This window comes from Priestia sp. VA7 (assembly GCF_055710015.1).
Map to the genome: position 1 here is coordinate 142,283 of NZ_JBVQPN010000003.1, position 18,276 is coordinate 160,558.

At 35.7% G+C, this 18,276-nt stretch carries 15 protein-coding genes and 1 pseudogene; 13 read left to right on the top strand and 3 right to left on the bottom strand.

Annotation, left to right across the window (positions count from 1 at the left end):
* Positions 1-6 precede the first annotated feature (6 nt).
* Positions 7-1,287 (top strand): FtsW/RodA/SpoVE family cell cycle protein, encoded by a 1,281-nt coding sequence (locus AC0C45_RS13205; RefSeq protein WP_257061851.1) that lies wholly within the window; start codon positions 7-9, stop codon positions 1,285-1,287.
* 125 nt (positions 1,288-1,412) lie between these two features.
* Here AC0C45_RS13205 and AC0C45_RS13210 read toward each other — a convergent pair whose 3' ends face one another.
* Positions 1,413-1,592 carry a hypothetical protein gene (locus AC0C45_RS13210; RefSeq protein ID WP_221788158.1) on the bottom strand — a complete coding sequence of 60 codons (180 nt, stop codon included), beginning with the start codon at positions 1,590-1,592 and terminating at the stop codon, positions 1,413-1,415.
* A gap of 511 nt (positions 1,593-2,103) precedes the next feature.
* Positions 2,104-2,385: a DUF4190 domain-containing protein gene (locus AC0C45_RS13215; RefSeq protein WP_016766576.1), complete on the bottom strand. Its 282-nt coding sequence runs from the start codon at positions 2,383-2,385 to the stop codon at positions 2,104-2,106.
* A gap of 359 nt (positions 2,386-2,744) precedes the next feature.
* Here AC0C45_RS13215 and AC0C45_RS13220 point away from each other — a divergent pair, with 359 nt between their 5' ends.
* The 3 genes from AC0C45_RS13220 to AC0C45_RS13230 all read left to right on the top strand — a co-directional run bounded on the left by AC0C45_RS13220 (position 2,745) and on the right by AC0C45_RS13230 (position 3,951).
* Complete coding sequence (locus AC0C45_RS13220; RefSeq protein WP_237892636.1) at positions 2,745-2,954, top strand: hypothetical protein; 210 nt, start codon at positions 2,745-2,747, stop codon at positions 2,952-2,954.
* A gap of 240 nt (positions 2,955-3,194) precedes the next feature.
* A complete protein-coding gene (locus AC0C45_RS13225; RefSeq protein ID WP_237892635.1) occupies positions 3,195-3,500 on the top strand; it encodes a hypothetical protein in 306 nt (101 codons plus the stop codon).
* 241 nt (positions 3,501-3,741) lie between these two features.
* A complete protein-coding gene (locus AC0C45_RS13230) occupies positions 3,742-3,951 on the top strand; it encodes a hypothetical protein (protein WP_237892634.1) in 210 nt (69 codons plus the stop codon).
* A 480-nt stretch (positions 3,952-4,431) separates the two neighbouring features.
* Here AC0C45_RS13230 and AC0C45_RS13235 read toward each other — a convergent pair whose 3' ends face one another.
* The gene (locus AC0C45_RS13235; protein WP_237892633.1) at positions 4,432-5,619 is read right to left on the bottom strand and encodes an ROK family protein; all 1,188 of its coding nucleotides are present in this window, start codon (positions 5,617-5,619) and stop codon (positions 4,432-4,434) included.
* A gap of 234 nt (positions 5,620-5,853) precedes the next feature.
* On the opposite strand from AC0C45_RS13235, the gene uxaC reads away from it, so the two are divergent.
* From uxaC to AC0C45_RS13280, 9 genes and pseudogenes are all read left to right on the top strand, one after another.
* Positions 5,854-7,257, top strand: a complete 1,404-nt coding sequence (gene uxaC, locus AC0C45_RS13240; protein ID WP_472928185.1) for a glucuronate isomerase — start codon at positions 5,854-5,856, stop codon at positions 7,255-7,257.
* Positions 7,258-7,331: 74 nt separating this feature from the next.
* Positions 7,332-8,630 (top strand): nickel pincer cofactor-dependent isomerase, group 22, encoded by a 1,299-nt coding sequence (locus AC0C45_RS13245; RefSeq protein ID WP_074895275.1) that lies wholly within the window; start codon positions 7,332-7,334, stop codon positions 8,628-8,630.
* The gene (locus AC0C45_RS13250; RefSeq protein ID WP_472928186.1) at positions 8,614-9,384 is read left to right on the top strand and encodes an SDR family oxidoreductase; all 771 of its coding nucleotides are present in this window, start codon (positions 8,614-8,616) and stop codon (positions 9,382-9,384) included. The genes AC0C45_RS13245 and AC0C45_RS13250 overlap by 17 nt, the downstream gene beginning before the upstream one ends.
* A gap of 36 nt (positions 9,385-9,420) precedes the next feature.
* Positions 9,421-10,230 (top strand): ATP-dependent sacrificial sulfur transferase LarE, encoded by an 810-nt coding sequence (gene larE, locus AC0C45_RS13255; protein WP_074895273.1) that lies wholly within the window; start codon positions 9,421-9,423, stop codon positions 10,228-10,230.
* Between the two features lie 47 nt (positions 10,231-10,277).
* Positions 10,278-11,048 (top strand): nickel pincer cofactor biosynthesis protein LarB, encoded by a 771-nt coding sequence (gene larB, locus AC0C45_RS13260; protein WP_237892631.1) that lies wholly within the window; start codon positions 10,278-10,280, stop codon positions 11,046-11,048.
* Positions 11,049-11,073: 25 nt separating this feature from the next.
* Positions 11,074-12,420, top strand: a pseudogene (larC, locus tag AC0C45_RS13265) (nickel pincer cofactor biosynthesis protein LarC).
* Between the two features lie 146 nt (positions 12,421-12,566).
* On the top strand, positions 12,567-13,964 hold the full coding sequence (locus AC0C45_RS13270; RefSeq protein WP_472928187.1) for a glycoside-pentoside-hexuronide (GPH):cation symporter: 1,398 nt from the start codon (positions 12,567-12,569) through the stop codon (positions 13,962-13,964).
* 108 nt (positions 13,965-14,072) lie between these two features.
* Positions 14,073-16,478, top strand: a complete 2,406-nt coding sequence (locus AC0C45_RS13275; RefSeq protein WP_472928188.1) for a glycoside hydrolase family 31 protein — start codon at positions 14,073-14,075, stop codon at positions 16,476-16,478.
* 464 nt (positions 16,479-16,942) lie between these two features.
* Positions 16,943-18,205, top strand: coding sequence for a SulP family inorganic anion transporter (locus tag AC0C45_RS13280; protein WP_016766578.1), 1,263 nt, complete (start codon positions 16,943-16,945; stop codon positions 18,203-18,205).
* Positions 18,206-18,276 lie beyond the last annotated feature (71 nt).

Genomic DNA, 18,276 nt, shown 5'->3' on the forward strand with positions numbered 1-18,276 from the left:
AAGGGTATGAGTGAACAAAGAAATTCATTCTTGGAACAAGTGAAGGCACAAATAAAATCAAAAGAAGCCAAGGCATTTGTTTCCGCAGAATTGCACCATCATTTAAATGATGTAAAAAGCTATTGGCTGCAAAAAGGTATAAGTGACGATCAAGCAGAAGAAAAGGCCGTTAATCAAATGGGGAACCCCATCAGCATTGGTCGAAACCTTAACCGTATTCATCGTCCAAAAGTAGATTGGGTTACGCTAGTTTTATTTGCTGCCGCTCTATTTTTAGGGTTTTTGCCACTATTGTCTCAAGGGTATATGAGTGGTAACCATTTTCCTATGTATAAGGCTATCTTTGTGGTTTTGGGTGGAATTTTAGCTCTTGGCATGATGTTTATAGACTATAGAAAGATGGCCAACAAGGGATGGATATTCTATTTACTAGGTACCGTACTCTTATTATTTTTGACAAGATATTTTAATACGCTCGTAGAAGGACAAGCCGTTTTAAAGATAGGTCCTTTGAAGATAGAAGGTTTGATGGCCATTCCTTTTTTCCTTATGGCATGGGCAGGGTTCTTTCAAAGCAATCGCTTTAAAATGTGGCAATTCTTGCTTTTATTTGTTCTATCATCGTATTTCTTTTTACAATTTAGCCTTACAACGCTCTTTATACATGTAACTATGACTTTTACGATGATTTGGTGGAGTAAGCTAAATAAAAAGAAAATAGCCATTGTTTTAGGATCTGGCTTTGTATTAGTTGTTGCTTGGGGAATAATTGGATGGATGACCGTTGCTTATTATCAGAAGTATAGAGTTCTCTCATTTTTAAATCCCTATAACACTGAATATTTGACGTCCAAATTTGGACTCTTAGAAATACATCATCTATTTGTAGGTGCAGGTTGGTTTGGGAAACATTCCTTTGCGGATCAATTTATCCCTGAGGCCCATACTAACTTCGTCTTCTTAAGTTTTACGTATTACTACGGATGGTTATTCGCAGCAATTCTTATTTTGGCTCTTTCTTTAGTTGCCTTGAGAATTATGTTTATTGCCCGAAACCTAAACGATACGTACAGCAAGCTTTTGTTAGTAGGAGTTGTAATGGTTTACACCATACAGCTAGTTGGAAACGTAGGGATGATTGTCGGGTTCTTTCCTATGACAAACATGTCACTGCCGTTTATTAGCTACGGATTAATGCCGGTTTTATTAAATGCCTTCTTAATCGGAATTGTGTTGAGTATTTATAGACGCAAGGATTTTTTGGCTACAAACACTTTGCGTGATTAGCAGCAATAGATTATGAATGATAATGCTTTAAAATCTGTTAGTGTGATAAACAGATGATAAACTAGTTATTTCGTAAAGACAGCAAAACGCTGGCATTCACTTGCCAGCGTTTGCTTATAGATTTCTTAACCCTTTGGTGTAGCAGCTCCATTCTCGTATATTTTCTCGATAATTTTATACGTAACTCCAGTTAAAACGGACAGGATTAGCACCTTTCCTATAAGGTTAAAACCATAGTTATATTTTAGATATTCTAATAGTACTGCATATACAAAGACGCAGATACCTAATATGACATGTTTCATACATAACTCCTTTGTCATTGACTTAATACAGCTATATTTAAACGTATAGAAGAGGGCTAAATCGTTAGCCCTCTGTTAAGTAAGCTTGTTAAGTGATCAGCTGTTTTTTTACTCAGTTATTTACATTCAAAAGAATAGTCATTGGTAATTGAATTATGTATTTCTACTATGGTTTTTCCGCCATTATCATAACATCTTGAGGTCAAAGTTTTTATCTCTGAACTATTAAAATAGCTAGAGAAGTTAATCAATACAGAGATTACTAATAGTAAAGTAAGTAGAACAATTAGGATTTCTTTTATTCTAGATTCAACGATAGATTTAATTTTTTATTCTCCTTTGCAAGTTACATTAAAAGCTATAGGTGTAGTAACAATGAGTCATAGTTAACGTTTGAATTTTAAGAGCTTGATCTTCGGATAGTCGAAAATCAAGCTTTTATTCTTTCATATAGAAATTTCAATAATCTTATCTACACCCCGATTTTCTTACGTTTTTTAATTGACCTGGTTTATTCATAGTCAACCGTCGTTCCGCCAAACATAAACGTAATAATCCCCAGTACAAAAAACAGCTGAGAAATTACGCCTACTATACTGCAAATCAGCCCAGCAATAGCGAGTCCTTTACCGCTTTGATTGGTAGCAGCTATTTGATTTGATGCTTTTTTGTAGAAGATAATTCCAGTAATACCTGTAATAAACCCGATGATTGGAATAAAAATAGATACGATACCTAGAGTTAGAGAAACAATAGAGTTGGTGTTTACTTGAGGTTTTGTGTTAGTTTCCAACGAATTCACTCCCTATAAATAATATTTTTTGATTATACCATAAAAAGGAAGAATATCCTTTTTACTAATAAAAGTAGAAATTTTTAGAATTATATGTGTCTCTGTATATTTTCTATGCGTCGTTTTATTAAACGTAGGATGATATGTACAAAAAGAAACTTATTCTTTGACGTTCCTATAAGGAAATCAGCTTTGTAGAGTATATTTACTGAGATAGCAGATTCTGCACCATAAAATCAATTAACCTAAATTAAGGAAAATATGATATAATAATCCACAAGGATGTGAATAAATAGAATTGTTTATACCAGATGCTTTTCTGTATTTGTCATTTGCGATTATGACGGCATTCTTTGCACATGCTGCTATTAAACTCGCTACCTTTCAAACGCTACATAAGCATGTTTTTACAAGGAGCTGTTGGCTATTTAGTCGAGATATTAGCGGCATCAAGCTTACCGATCGCTTCTTCTTTGCATGTTCCTATTTTATATACTCTCTTTGGAATGGTGATGTATATTGCTTCTTACTTTATTGCGCTGTCTATCTACCGGAAGAGAGAATTTTAGTGTGAATTGCTTTTGAAGTAAAGACTACAAAGCATTCCTCAAGGCTATTTATCAACAAATAATTCAAACAAAAAAACAGCCACAACATTTGATAAACTAAGCAAACAAGACCTTAAAAATATAACCGATATCATTGGCGGTAAAGCTTAACTTATGGGGATTTTTACAAAAGTTAATTGTGTCCTCTAAGCACATGTATTATAGTAAAAGATGCAGTTTTAAAATGAGAAAGGAGATTATATGGGGAATTTGTTTAAACGGGCTTCAAACGTATCGAAAACCGCTTTTATTGCTACACTGATTTTGTATATCATTATTGTAGCATCTTTTATTCCGTCAATTGTATTTGCTGGAGCTTTCTTTGCTATAGTAATTAAAATAGCAGCAGCACTTTTAATCTTAGTAACAATCCTAGGAATGATTTATTCGCTCTCCATTAAAGGCGGTCAAAAGTTTCTTTTTTTAATGTTACATGCCGCTTCTTTATTGATTGTTTTGTTTAGTATCTCTGCTTTTATGCTCGCTAAAAGCGCTGAGTTGACATAGTAAAGAGGAATTACATATGCAAAAAGGCAGGAGAAATCCTGCCTTTTTTATTTTTGTATGATTTCAAGAGGACTCGTATGTTCTGGAGAGGCGCCGCTGACTATTTGGTTAAACTTGTTTAACAAAAAGAAAAGAAGGAAAAGAAAGAAAAAGAAGATGTGATAATTTGGAAATGATCGTAACCTTGGAAGCTGGGGCTGTTCTAACTTTGTCCTGTTATAAAAGAGGAGAGATTAATACAATGAAATGGTACAAACATGCGCTCATTCCTTTCGCCATAGGATTTTTAAGTTTTGTATGTTTTATGATTTATAGTAAAGCAACAGGAAATACAAGTCTTCAGCTGAACCAAGCGCTGTTTATTTCCATAGGTATATGTATTGGAGCAGTCCCAGTCTCATTTTTTGTAGAGTATCAAAAGAACAAAGAAAATAAAAAGTTTCATAGCTGATTTATTTACCAATTGGCCGTTCGTTCTTTATTTTGTTTGTTAACAAGGATGTGATGACCTGTTAATTCTCGTAAAGATTGGTATGTTGGTTTTTATCATTTTACTGCACGTTGCCTTTCGAAAACTGATTTTTTACGCCCATAAAAAACAAAAGAAATCCCCAAAAGAAGCAAGCAGGGGATGAATAGGAGGAGTTTTGGTTATTTTGATCATCTTGTTATCTATCCGAAACCTTTTGGAGTTTTATTATGGTGATTAAGATATAGAAGTAAAAGAATTGCCTCTTAGCAAGTAGGAGGCAATTCTTAATCGCTGTCTAGGTAAGATAGCTCCGGCTTTAGTTTAAGCTCATGCTACAATCATTTTACTTTCTTTATTAGTAGGGTTGAAAGTCTTAATTAATCTTTCATTTCTTGTTTCGAAGGTAAAAACATTTATCTTTAATTACTCTTACTATACAAGCTGAAATGTAGATGGTACTTATTTTAAAAGGGAGCTTTCTGCTGAGTCGGAATATACCAAGTTTGGCATTGTAATTTCAAGGAAATGCTTAATTACTAATGCGCATGCACCCAATTCATATGCCTTTTTTCCAGTTGAGGAGATTAATAATTCACGGTAGTGACTTATAGAGGAAGAAAGGCTGCTCTTAATTTTTTGTATAGAATCTGGGTATCGAGAAAGTAATTCACTATCGATAATTAAAATTTCAGGATTATAGATATTAATGACATTATTCAAACCAATTGAAAGGTAATGAATAAAATTCTCCATTTCTTGATGGGTTTCAATATCTTTTCTATTAAGCTCTTCTTCAATATGTTTAAAAGACATATTGCGAACTTGTTTTCTTTGGGAAAGATTCTTTAGAAAGCTTGACTCAGATGCATATTTCTCCCAGCATCCTTTGTTTCCACAGGCACAAAGCTCTCCATTTGGTTGAACAATCATATGACCAATCTCTCCTGCATAGCCATCATGACCTTTAGATAATTTGTTGTTTATTAAGATTCCAAGACCTATACCTGAACGAAGCGTTATACATACTAAGTTATCAGATTTATGATGTGTATAAGCACGTTCAGCAAAAGCTAGCAAATTTGCATTGTTTTCAAGATAAACATTCACCTTTACTGCTGTTTCTAAGTCCTCTTTCAAAGCAATATCACGCCACTGCAACCTAGGGATGTAGTGAATAATTTCATCAGTGGTAACGAGACCATGTATCGAAATAGCTATACCAATCAAACCGTATCTAGACATAAGACATTTATCTTTATATTCATTAATTTTTTTTACTAATACACTAAATATACTCGAGTAATTTGTATCGTGTATTTTGATTTTATCTGAAGAAACTGGACGTCCAAGAAGATTAGAAAGAGTAAATGAGATTTGACCATAATCTAGATCAATTCCTAGTGCATATCCTACCGTTTCGTTCAAAGATAACATTATAGGCTTTCTTCCAACGTTTGAATAGTCTTGTTGTGTCTCAATAATAATATCTTCTTCAAGTAGACTTGCAACTTGTGCTGAAATAGTAGCTTTTGTTAATGCTGTAGCCTTAGACAATTCAGCTCGTGAGATCATTCCTGCCTCTACAATTTTGCTAATAATTAAAGATCGATTTAATTTTTTGATATAAGCTGCATCACCGTTGGGCATAAATATATCCTCCAAATTTTTGTTGACATTGTTTTTTTATTATAGCATCTTCGTGTGGGAAAATATTAATTGTAAAATTTAAAATATTTAATTGACTGAATTTTGTATACATGCTAAATTATTTTTATAATTAATTAGTTTAGTAAACGAACAAATTAATTATAACAGAAAATGAAAGTGTTTACATATCTTTTTAACCATAAATCAATTTTGTTTCCTTAGGAGGAAAATAACATGAAAGAGTTTTTAGCAGACGATTTCTTACTATACACACCTACAGCTGTTAAGTTATATAAATACATTGCTAAAGAAATGCCGATCTTTGATTTTCACTGCCATTTAGACCCAAAAGAGATTTTAGAAGATAAACAATATAAAAATCTTACTCAGCTGTGGTTAGCAGGAGATCATTATAAGTGGCGAACAATGAGAATGAATGGTATAGCTGAGCATTTTATTACGGGAGAAGCTAGTGACTGGGAAAAATTTTTTGCTTGGACAGAGACGGTGCCCTCTTTAATTGGAAATCCGTTGTACCACTGGACTCATATGGAATTAAAGAATTTTTTTAATATTGATAAAAGGCTTAGCCCGGATACGGCACTTGAAATTTGGGACGAATGCAACGAAAAACTGCAAAGTGCCGAGTTTACACCTCAATCGTTAATTAAGAAATCTAATGTACGATTTATAGGGACTACGGATGATCCTACTTCTACTCTTAAATACCATCAATTGCTAAAGCAAACTTCTACGTTTGAAACAAAAGTTGTTCCAACCTTTCGTCCTGATGGAGCAATGTTTATTGAACGTCCAACTTTTCAGAGATGGATCAAGAACCTTGAACACGTAGCTCAGAAACAAGTAACATCTTTAGCAGAATTAATAAAAGCGCTTAAACAGCGAGTCGATTATTTTCATGATAATGGGGGGAGAGCAGCGGATCATGATATTCCTTACATGAAATACCAAGAGGTGACTCTAGCAGAAGCGGAAATGATTTTTACGAGACGTATGAATGACGAACTTCTTTCACAAGATGAGTTAATTAAGTACCGATCGTTTCTTTTAAAAGAACTAGGAAAAATGTACGCTGACAAGCAATGGGTAATGCAACTACATATCGGTGCTATGCGAAACAACAATACAAAAATGAAAAATCTTTTAGGAGCGGATGCAGGGTTTGATTCAATTGGAGAAGCTGATATCGCACGAGGATTATCGGAATTTCTGAATGCGCTTGATCAAGAAGATGCGCTTCCGAGAGTCATATTATTTAATTTGAATCCTAAAGATAATCCTGTACTTGCCGCTATGATGGGGAATTTTTATGAAACTGGTGTTCCTGGAAAAATTCAGTTTGGGACAGCTTGGTGGTTTAACGACCATATTGATGGAATGGAGAGACAAATGAAAGATTTTGCTAACGTTGGGTTACTCAGTCATTTTATCGGTATGTTGACAGACTCTCGCAGCTTTCTCTCCTATGAAAGACATGATTATTTTCGTAGAATACTATGCAACTTAATTGGCGAATGGGTAGAGCAAGGAAAGGTTCCCGATGATTCTACAGTTCTGCAAGCGCTGATTGAAAATATCTCTTATTACAATGCAGAGAGATACTTTTTACAGCGTTAACATGAATAAAGTTCTTTTTCTTATTATGTACGGATAATTCTAATGTTACAGGTTAAAAGAAAGGAGAGAAAAAGATGGGTATTTTGCAAGATTTATTAAAAGATGTTCCTATTCCTAAAATGGCCAAGGTACAAGTGGCATTTGATGATACAAAAATTCATGACGTTCAACATGTATTAACGGAAAAATTAAATCAAGAAAACATAAAAAGAAGAATAACACCTGGAATGGAAATTGCCATTGCAGTAGGTAGTAGAGGGCTTGATCAAATAGTCGAAATGACAGCTACCACAGTACAATTCTTAAAAGAACTTGGAGCTAACCCTTTTATTGTTCCAAGCATGGGTAGTCATGGCGGAGCAACTGCTGAAGGCCAGCAAGAAGTTTTACGCCATCTTGGAATAACCGAAGAGAGTGTACAATGCGAGATTCGTTCTTCAATGGAGGTAGTGGAAATTGGACAATTATCCAATGGATTACCTGTCTTTGTAGATAAGCATGCTTCAAAAGCTGATGGAATTATCGTTGTAAATCGAATAAAACCACATACAGCTTTTCGCGGTCCAGTGGAAAGTGGTCTCATGAAAATGATTAGCATTGGTTTAGGAAAACAAAAAGGGGCAGAAGCTTGCCATCAGCTAGGATTTAAATATATGGCTGAAAACGTTCCTGCAATGGCTAAAGTTATTATGCAAGAACTTCCTGTTCTATTTGGCATTGCTAGTATTGAAAACTCATTTGATAAAGTAGCTGTAATAGAAGTATTGCCGTCTGAACAAATTGAGGATAAAGAGACGAATCTACAAATTATAGCTAAACAGCTTTTACCGAAACTGTACTTTGATGAGCTAGACGTGCTGGTTATTGATGAAATTGGTAAAAATATTAGTGGGGATGGAATGGATCCTAATGTCACAGGACGCTATCCAACTCCATATGCTCATGGCGGACCGGCCGTTAATAAGATGGTTGTTTTGGACTTGACTCCCCAAACAGAAGGAAATGCAAATGGAGTCGGAACTGCAGACTTTACGACTCAAAGATTAGTAGATAAAGCAAACCTAGAATTTATGTACGCCAATGGCTTAACTTCAACAGTTGTGGCGCCTACAAAAATACCTACTACGTTGCCTAATGATCGCCAAGCCATTCAGGCAGCTATTAAAACGAGTAATATATTAGACTTTACTCAAGTAAAGATGGTGCGAATTAAAAATACGTTAGAGCTAAGTGAAATTGAGGTTTCTGAGGCATTGCTAAATCATATCCATTCTCATCCTCATATGCAACAAAGTTCAGAGCTGTATTCTATATCATTTAATAAAGAAGGCAATTTTTTGAGAGTGGAGGACAGAAATGAAACAATTATTTGATTTAACTAAAAAAACTGCAGTCGTAATTGGTGGAAATAGTGTCTTAGGTTCATCTATAGCGATAGGACTAGCTAACCATGGAGCAACAGTTGCTATTGTAGGACGTAATTTAGAAAAAGCAGAAGGTGTAGTGAAGGAAATAGAACGTAATGGAGGAAAAGCAAAAGCTTTTCAAGCTGATGTCAGTGCTCGTGAATCCTTAATCGAAGTAGCTAGTGCAATTGAAAAATGGTCAGGAGGATGGGATATTCTTCTTAACGCTCCTGGTAAAAATAGTGGAACGCCTTTTTTTGAGCTAGATATGGACGAATGGGATGATATTATGGATGTCAATCTAAAAGGGGTTGTACTTACGTGTCAAATTTTTGCTGAAAAAATGATCCAACAAAAAAGAAAAGGCAGTATTATTAATATTTCTTCTGTTTCTTCAACTACTCCGTTATCTAAAGTATTTACGTATTCTGTGTCAAAAGCCGGTCTTAATAGTGTAACGCAATTTTTAGCTAGAGAGTTAGCTCCGAACGGTATTCGGGTCAACGCAATTATTCCTGGATTTTTTCCAGCAGAGCAAAATAAAAAATTACTAAGTTCACAGAGGGTAGACTCAATTATGGGACATACACCTATGAAGCGGTTTGGTAAGCCAGAAGAACTACAAGGAGCAGCTGTTTGGCTTTCTTCAGAAAAGGCTTCTAGTTTTGTAACAGGAACGCTAATACGGGTTGATGGTGGATTTGGAAGCATGACAATTTAAAAGTAAGAAGATTGTCAAAGACGGGAGGATAAGAACATGTTGGGCAAAAAATACGAGATTTTAACTTCTATTCTTCGAGATATGGAATCAGTTGTTGTAGCTTTCTCCGGAGGAGTGGATAGCACTTTCTTATTAAAAGTGGCTGTTGAAACATTAGGAAATGAAAATGTGATTGCAGTAACTGCAGATTCGGAGACCTATCCATCAAGTGAACTAGAAGAAGCCAAGGTGTTAGCAAGGCAAATTGGGGTAAGGCATCAGATCATTGAGACATCAGAACTAGCCATTCCAGGCTATTCGGAAAACAACAAAAATAGATGCTATTTTTGTAAAAGTAGCTTATTTGATCATCTGAAGCCAATTATTGAAGAATACCAATTTAAAACGATTGTATATGGTGCTATAGCGGATGATATGAATGAACACCGACCTGGCATGAAGGCTGCAAAGGAAAAGGGAATACGAGGACCTCTACTGGAGGCTAATTTGTTTAAAAAAGAAATTAGAGAGTTATCTCGGCAATTAGAGTTACCAACTTGGGATAAGCCTTCATTTGCTTGCTTATCTTCTAGAATTGCTTACGGTGAGTATATTACGAAAGAAAAATTAACCAAAGTAGAAAAAGCAGAAGCCTATTTAAAAGAACTAGGTATTGGTCAAGTGAGAGTTCGAACCCATAAAGAGATCGCTAGAATTGAAGTGGAACCTCAGGATATGAACTTTATTATGAAAAAAAACGATATCATTACTAAGAAATTGAAGGGACTAGGCTATAAATATATTACATTAGATTTAACTGGTTATCAAAGTGGTAGTATGAATCAAGCTTTATCCAAAGTGGAGTAGTGACACTAAACTTCACTGAATAAACAATCTAAGGTGTGTGACGAACAATGATAAAAGAAATTTTGAAACAAGTTCAGCAAGGGAAACTAACTGTGGCAGATGCTGAAAAAGAGTTAGCTACATATGAGGATTTAGGTTTTGCTAAGGTAGATTATCATCGAAAAAAACGTCAAGGTTTTTCAGAAGTAGTATTTGGTGAAGGGAAAACAGCGGAACAAATCATTTCTATTATTAAAGCGCTGCAACTGAAAGATAAGTCGGTGCTTGTGACGCGAATATCAAAAGAAAAAGCAAATCAAGTGCTTGAAGCATGCCCGAGTTTTGCATATAACGAGGTAGCAAAAATTCTCTTTTGGAAGGACTCAGATCAGGATTCTTTTTTTAAAGGATATATTGCCATTGTTTGTGCAGGAACCTCTGACTTGCCTGTGGCAGAAGAAGCTGCAGTAACTGCAGAAATACTCGGGTGTAAAGTTCGCCGTATTTATGATGTAGGAGTAGCTGGTATTCATCGACTCTTAAATAATATTGATGAGATTCAAAATGCTACTGTGACAGTGGTAGTAGCTGGTATGGAAGGAGCTCTTCCAAGCGTTGTTGGTGGATTGGTTTCCCATCCAGTCATTGCTGTACCTACTAGCATTGGTTATGGAGCAAATTTTAACGGATTATCAGCTTTATTAACTATGCTAAATTCATGTTCTTCCGGAATTAGCGTAGTTAATATTGATAATGGGTTCGGCGCTGCTTACAACGCTGCTTTGATTCACCGATTAATTCAAAAAGGAGCTAAACATAATGAGAACGCTTTATCTTGACTGCTTTTCAGGCATTAGTGGTGATATGTTCATTGGTGCACTTATTGATGCGGGAGGAGATTCGACTCTTTTAGAAGATGAGCTTCAAAAACTAAATATTTCTGAAGAGTATAAATTGAGCTGGAGAAAAGTTGTGAAAAATGGAATCTCTAGTACAAAGTTTGATGTAGAACTATCGGAAACAGCTGATCACAAGTATGATGATGGACATCAACATAATCATAAACATGAAGGTGTCGACCATAATCACGAACATGAACATAGTGACCATCATCACAAGCATGAACATAGCGATCATCACGAACACAGCCATCACCATAGTCATCGTGCTTACCAAGATATTGTAAAGCTAATCGACGGAAGTCAATTATCTCAAGAAGTGAAAGAAACTTCGTTAAACATTTTTAAAAAAATTGGGGAAGCTGAAGGTCTCATTCACGGTATTTCTTTAGAAAAAGTACACTTTCATGAAGTCGGAGCTGTAGACTCGATTATAGATATTGTAGGAGCTTCTATTTTGATAAACAAACTAGAAATTCAAAAAATAAAATCATCACCTGTTTGTGTAGGTGCTGGGAAAGTACATATTGATCACGGGATTTATCCAATCCCTGCACCTGCTACTTTAGAAATATTAAAAGGTGTTCCTCTTCAGCAAAGCAATATAAAAAGCGAGTTAACCACGCCTACAGGTGCAGCTATTGTATCAGTGCTTTCAGAAGAATTCTGTACAGTTCCTTCCATGACGGTACAATCAGTGGGGTATGGAGCAGGAACAAAAGATTTTGAAAAACATCCTAATGTGCTCCGAGTAATTATTGGTGAGGAAGCTTGAAAGTCTGAAGTATCGTATCTCAAAGTAAACAAGAACTAAAAGAAAGGAGAGACTATTTTGTCTTCACACATTCCTCCTAACTTGGAGCACATCGATTGTAAAATGATAAAAATGGAAGTGAATCTTGACGATATTTCTGGCGAATTACTGGGATATATTATGGACTTGCTTTTAGAGTCCGGAGCTAACGACGTCTTTTACACGCCTATTTACATGAAGAAAAACAGACCAGGTGTTTTACTTCAGCTGCTTTGTGCAGAGGCATATGTAGATAAAATAAAGGAGATTTTATTCCAGGAAACAACAACTTTAGGAATTCGCTATTATCCATTGTCGGTTCACCGGCTGGAACGAGAATTTCATAAAGTAGAAACTGAATGGGGAAGCGTTACGGTGAAAACCGGAATTATGAAAGGTGAAGTTGTACAAAGGGCACCAGAATTTGAAGATTGTAAGTTGATTGCTGAGACTTACAGCGTTCCTTTAAAAAGAGTATATGAACAAGTATGGAAAGAGTTAAAGAAAAGAGGAAATTGATTCTTTAAGTTTGTGGGCTACTAACTTAAAAAGAGACATCTGAAAGGAGTGTGATAGATTTTAAATATTGAAACATCTATGTCTACTTCTTAATGAAAGGGTTTACAAAAAGGGGATTGTAAATGGGAGAAAGAGGGGATAGTTATATGGCATTACCAGTGGTTCCAAGTAAAAGGCCAGTAGTTACGGTTTCTAAAAAGCTAACTTTCAAAGAAAAGATGTCTTATGGTTTTGGTGATATTGGTAACGGACTTATGTTTGATATGGGACAGTTATACCTTCTAAAATTTTATACAGATGTTTTGGGAATCTCTGCTTACTGGGGAGGGCTAGTATTTTTAATTTCTAAAATATTTGACGCGTTTGCAGATACAAGTGTTGGTGCATTTGTAGATTCAAGAACAAATATCTCAAAAAGAGGAAAGTTCCGACCTTTCATTTTATGGGGAACAGTTCCTCTAGCATTAATGACGGTCATCTCGTTTTTGGCTCCAAACTTTTCAGACACCGGAAAGATTGTTTGGGCATTTGCCACCTATATGGGATTTGGGCTAGCCTATTCATTTGTTAATATCCCATATGGTTCTTTATCTGCAGCGATGACACAAGATCCAATTGATCGTGCATCTTTAGGTTCATTTAGAGCAATTGGTAGTCAAACAGCTCTTCTTATTTCAGGAGTAGTGGTAATTCCTATTGTGCTACAGTTTGCTAATAAAGAAGTCGGGTACATCGTGGCTATATCTGTAATGTCAATATTCGGAATTTTTTTTCATTTAATTTGCTATCGTAATACTAAAGAAAACGTTATTAGAGCCCCAAGAAAAGAAAAGTTGCCTTTATCTAAGCTATTCAAAGCATTGTTTTCAAACCGTCCTCTTATTGTATTGTGTTTAGCAGCGTTATTCATGATTGCTTCTTCCAATATTCGCAACGCTGTTCAGTTGTACTATTTAGAGTATAATTTAAAAAGTCCAGAATTAATGTCAATACTTTCCTTTTTGAGTATAGGGCTTGCTGTAGTTGGTTCGATGTTCATCCCAGCAATGGTAAAAAGAATAGGGAAGAAAAATACATTCATGCTTGGGCTTTTAGTTTGCATTGCCTGTGATGTTTTAAATTTTATATTACCAACGAGTACAGTAACGTTTTTAACTGTTTTTTCATTAGGAAACTTTGCATTAGCATTTGCGCTTGGTCTACCGTGGGTAATGATTGCTGATTCCATCGACTATCATGAGTGGAATTCGGGAGAACGTACAGAAGGCATTGTTTACTCAACATACAGTTTCTTCCGAAAGCTTGCACAGGCTTTGGCAGGTTTTATTCCAGGGGTTGCACTGAGTTTAATTGGGTACGTTCCAAATATTCAGCAGTCTTCAGATACGTTGTTAGGTCTTAAGGGGTTATTATTTCTTGCTCCGGCGGCTCTTAATATTATTGGATTAATCATTTTATTTTTCTTTTATAACCTTACAGATAATTTATACAGTAAAATTGTTGCCGACTTGAAAGAGAGAGCAGTTTTAACTAAAAAAATTTGATAAAAAGTATTTTGAATAGGAGCTACTAAAGACAATATTTATACACTTTTATTAGGAAGCAGCTTGACATACTATTTTATAATACATGCACAGTTAAGGAGATGCGACATGAGTATTAAGGGAAATTATCAATTTACTTTCTTAAATGAAGCTAATAATGTTCTTCAATTTGAACTAGCAGAGAGTAACATATACGCGAAAATTATGGTACTTGAAACGGACATTATCAGGGTTTTGTTTACAGAAGGTGAAGAGTTACAACTAGATAAAACTTGGAGCGTTGCACCAGGACAGACAGATGTTCCATTGGAGGGGCGCAAACGTTTGGATACAAGCGGTTTTTCACTACCAAGCTATGAATTTAGTAATAATAACGGTGAATGCACCGTAGAAACTTCAGCGTTAAAGCTTAATATTGATTTAAATGGATTTAAGATCAGCTGGTTTTACCGTGAGGATTCTGGGTGGGTAAATTTTGCGAATGACCGAAAAACTCAGGCGTATAATTTTGATGGTTCACTTGGTGAGGGGATCGTTCATTATTTAAAGCGTGATTTAAATGAACAATATTTTGGATTGGGAGAAAAGACAGGATCAGTTGATAAACATGGAAAGCGCTATCGAATGCAAGCAATTGATGCAATGGGGTATGATGCAGAATATAGCGATCCTCTTTATAAACATATTCCTTTTTATATCACAAGGCATAGAGAAACAGGATTCTCATTTGGGGTCTTCTATGATAATTTGTCCAGTTCAATTTTTGAACTAGGTACGGAACTCGATAACTATCATGAGCTATACAGATACTATCAAGCTAAACAAGGTGATTTAGATTACTATATTATTGGAGGCCCAAAAGTTAAAGATGTTACTCGGAAATTTTCATGGTTAACTGGACAAACGATCTTTCCACCGAAGTGGAGCTTGGGGTATTCTGGATCGACAATGAGTTATACCGATGCTCCAGATGCACAAATGCAGTTAAACGAATTCTTAAAGCTGTGTGAAAAACATGATATCTTATGTGATTCATTCCAATTGTCGTCGGGTTATACGTCAATGGAAGATAAGCGTTATGTATTTAATTGGAACCAATCGAAAATTCCTTCACCAAAAAAGATGGTAAACGACTTTCATGATAAGGGTTTACGTTTATGTGCAAATATTAAGCCCTGTTTATTAAAAGATCATCCCTTATTTAATGAGTTAAAAGAAAAAAAGATGTTTATAACAAACAATCATAACGAAGAACCTGAAATGGCCCAATTTTGGGATGAAATAGGTGCTTATTTAGATTTTACCAATAAAGAAACCTACGACTGGTGGAAAGAGCAAGTAAAAGAAAAGCTATTGGATTATGGAATTGATTCCACTTGGAATGATAATAATGAATTTGAAATCTGGAGTAAGGAAGCCATCTGTCACGGTTTTGGGCACAATAAAGAGTTTGAACTGATTCGCGCACTTCATCCACTGCTTATGATGAAGGCTTCCTATGAAGCACAGTTGGAACATAATCCTCAGTTGCGTCCTTATTTAATATCACGATCCGGCTCTGTGGGAATGCATCGTTATGTGCAAACTTGGACAGGCGATAATCGCACCAGTTGGAAAACGTTAAAATTCAATATCAAGATGGGGATAGGGCTAAGTTTATCCGGTATTTATAATTTTGGACATGACGTAGGTGGATTTTCTGGCCCTGCTCCTGAACCAGAATTATTCGTAAGATGGATACAAAATGGAATTGTTCATCCGAGATTCACGATCCACTCTTGGAACGATGACGAGACAGTTAATGAACCTTGGATGTATCCTGAAGTTCTAGACTCAATTAGGGAGTTAATCAAATTTAGAACAAAAATAATTCCATATATTTATAGTGAGTTGCGCGAAACCTCTACTAGCTACCACCCTATTATAAGGCCTACTTTTTATGATTTTGAACATGATGAAATTACCTTTGAAGAAAATGACGACTTTATGCTAGGCGATTCTCTGCTGGTTGCTTCCGTTGTTGAAAAAGGAAAGAAAGAGCGAGAAGTGTATTTGCCAAATAATCCTGGAGGATGGTACGATTTTCATATTGGGACGTGGTATGAAGGGGGAAAAAAGGTTGAAATTCCTGCACCTTTACACTATACGCCGCTGCTAGCTAAGGCGGGAGCAATCATCCCGATTAATGAAGCAGAAGTAACTTTTTCAACGAAGAATATGGATGAAAGAGGATTTTTATTATTTCCTTGTAGAGGGAAAGGGAAATCTTCTTATAGCTTATACGAAGATGATGGGTTAACAAACGAATATTTGCACACATTTGCGTACATTCATGTTGATATGGAAACTACAGAAGATGAGATTCAAATAAACATTAACAAGGAAGGTTCTTATGAATTACCTTATAATCAGATTACGTTTCACCTTCCGGAAAAAGAGCAGCGCAAGCTAACTATCAATGGATTAGACCAAAATGCTGGAAAAGGAACATTTAGTTATAATCTGAGCTGTTAATAAATATAACCATTGACCCTATAGCTACTATAGGGTTTAGTTGTTTTTATTTCTACATTTATAGCGCAGTTGAGTAAAAAAAATTTATTTACTAAAAGCGATAAGTATCAAAAATTGTATGCCTAGGAGACTCTGTTTCAAGTCTTTACCTAGGGTCTGCGTGAACAAAGACTCCATTATTCCCTCAGTTTATAGCTCTTAAAGTCTTATATGGGGAAAATCGTAACGGTTTTACCTAGCTCTATCTAAAAAATAACTAAAAGAATAAAAAGTAAGAATTTTTAAGAAAATTTTAATAACTGTCTAAGAAACTTCTAATTTCTCCTTTATTTTTTTGTAAGTTGTCTCCTTTAAGATAGAAGTAATCGAGTAGCCCACCTTATTTTGAGAAAGCTCAATAAGGTTGTATGACGAAAATACGAATGGGTAACCTCACTACTTAAAATGGAGGCTGATGTACACTTATGAATCTAGAGGTTTTTCGAAATTACTCCTTGCAGCATTTGAAGAAAGATATACTATCGGGTATTGTTGTTGGCATTATAGCTATACCTTTAGGGTTAGGATTTGCGATAGCTTCTGGAATATCGCCTGTTACAGGACTTTATACAACGATTGTAGCGGGCTTGCTAATTGCTATTTTAGGTGGATGTAGGTTTCAAATTGCGGGACCTACCGGTGCTTTTGTTCCTGTTTTATTAGGAATTGTGTTGCAATATGGCTATGAAAACTTATTAATTGCCGGCTTTATGTCCGGAATTCTCCTCATTATCTTTGCGCTATGTAAAGTAGGAGCTTTAATCAAGTATTTTCCGTCCTCTATTATTGTAGGATTTCAGTCAGGAATCGCGTTGATTATCTTTAGCGGGCAGATTCCAAACTTCCTTGGGCTGCACGCGATTGACAAATTTCAGTATTTTCATTTGAATATAAAAGAGATTTTTGGTAATTTACACTTCATCAACATCTATAGTATCGCGACAGCAGGATTGTGCTTAGCTACGATTTTAATTGTTCTTTACTTTTCGCCTAAGTCGCTGGGAATGTCTTATTTACTCGGAATTATTGTATCAACGGGCTTGGCATCTTTTTTCTTTTCCAATCAGTTTGAAACCATTGGTTCCATTTACGGAGAGATACCTCGTCATTTTCCGGCGCCAGCGTTTCCAGATATAACAGTGGAGAGGGTGGTCACTCTTTTACCTTCTGCATTTGTGATTGCTATACTTGTAGGGTTACAATCTTTACTGACAGCTCGCGTTGCAGATGAAATGACAAAATCAAAGCACAGCAGCAAAAAAGAACTGATTGGCCAGGGAATCGTAAACATGGTAACGCCGATGTTTTCAGGTATTCCCGCAGCAGGAGAGATTGCAAGAACTGTTACCAATATTAAAAATGGTGCTTCCTCTCCAATTGCAGGAATCACGCATGCTATCTTTGTGTTGATTGTGCTGCTAGTGCTCGCTCCGTACGCTTCATATGTAGCGCTTGCCAGTCTCGCTCCAGTTTTGATGGTCGTAGCGTGGAATATAAGTAAAAAAGAACAGTTCTCAAAGGTGGTAAAAGAAAAATCATTTCATTCATTGGTTTTACTTACGACATTTTCATTAACGGTGTTTACAAACCTGACGATTGGAATCGCCGTTGGATTATGCCTGTCGGGTGCACACTTTATGGTGAAAAAGAGTCAAGAAAAACAAAAGCTATTAAGAAAAACTGGTTAATATAAGCATATAAAATAATACGCGTAAAAACCCCCACGGTCGGCTTAGACAGTGGGGGTTTTAGTAGTAAT

Excerpts from the sequence above, each read along its gene's own strand:
- AC0C45_RS13205 (WP_257061851.1), top strand. The coding sequence starts at position 7 with ATGAGTGAACAAAGAAATTCATTCTTGGAACAAGTGAAGGCACAAATA.
- AC0C45_RS13210 (WP_221788158.1), bottom strand. The coding sequence starts at position 1,592 with ATGAAACATGTCATATTAGGTATCTGCGTCTTTGTATATGCAGTACTA.
- AC0C45_RS13220 (WP_237892636.1), top strand. The coding sequence starts at position 2,745 with ATGCTGCTATTAAACTCGCTACCTTTCAAACGCTACATAAGCATGTTT.
- AC0C45_RS13225 (WP_237892635.1), top strand. The coding sequence starts at position 3,195 with ATGGGGAATTTGTTTAAACGGGCTTCAAACGTATCGAAAACCGCTTTT.
- AC0C45_RS13230 (WP_237892634.1), top strand. The coding sequence starts at position 3,742 with ATGAAATGGTACAAACATGCGCTCATTCCTTTCGCCATAGGATTTTTA.
- AC0C45_RS13235 (WP_237892633.1), bottom strand. The coding sequence starts at position 5,619 with ATGCCCAACGGTGATGCAGCTTATATCAAAAAATTAAATCGATCTTTA.
- uxaC (WP_472928185.1), top strand. The coding sequence starts at position 5,854 with ATGAAAGAGTTTTTAGCAGACGATTTCTTACTATACACACCTACAGCT.
- AC0C45_RS13245 (WP_074895275.1), top strand. The coding sequence starts at position 7,332 with ATGGGTATTTTGCAAGATTTATTAAAAGATGTTCCTATTCCTAAAATG.
- AC0C45_RS13250 (WP_472928186.1), top strand. The coding sequence starts at position 8,614 with ATGAAACAATTATTTGATTTAACTAAAAAAACTGCAGTCGTAATTGGT.
- larE (WP_074895273.1), top strand. The coding sequence starts at position 9,421 with ATGTTGGGCAAAAAATACGAGATTTTAACTTCTATTCTTCGAGATATG.
- larB (WP_237892631.1), top strand. The coding sequence starts at position 10,278 with ATGATAAAAGAAATTTTGAAACAAGTTCAGCAAGGGAAACTAACTGTG.
- AC0C45_RS13270 (WP_472928187.1), top strand. The coding sequence starts at position 12,567 with ATGGCATTACCAGTGGTTCCAAGTAAAAGGCCAGTAGTTACGGTTTCT.
- AC0C45_RS13275 (WP_472928188.1), top strand. The coding sequence starts at position 14,073 with ATGAGTATTAAGGGAAATTATCAATTTACTTTCTTAAATGAAGCTAAT.
- AC0C45_RS13280 (WP_016766578.1), top strand. The coding sequence starts at position 16,943 with ATGAATCTAGAGGTTTTTCGAAATTACTCCTTGCAGCATTTGAAGAAA.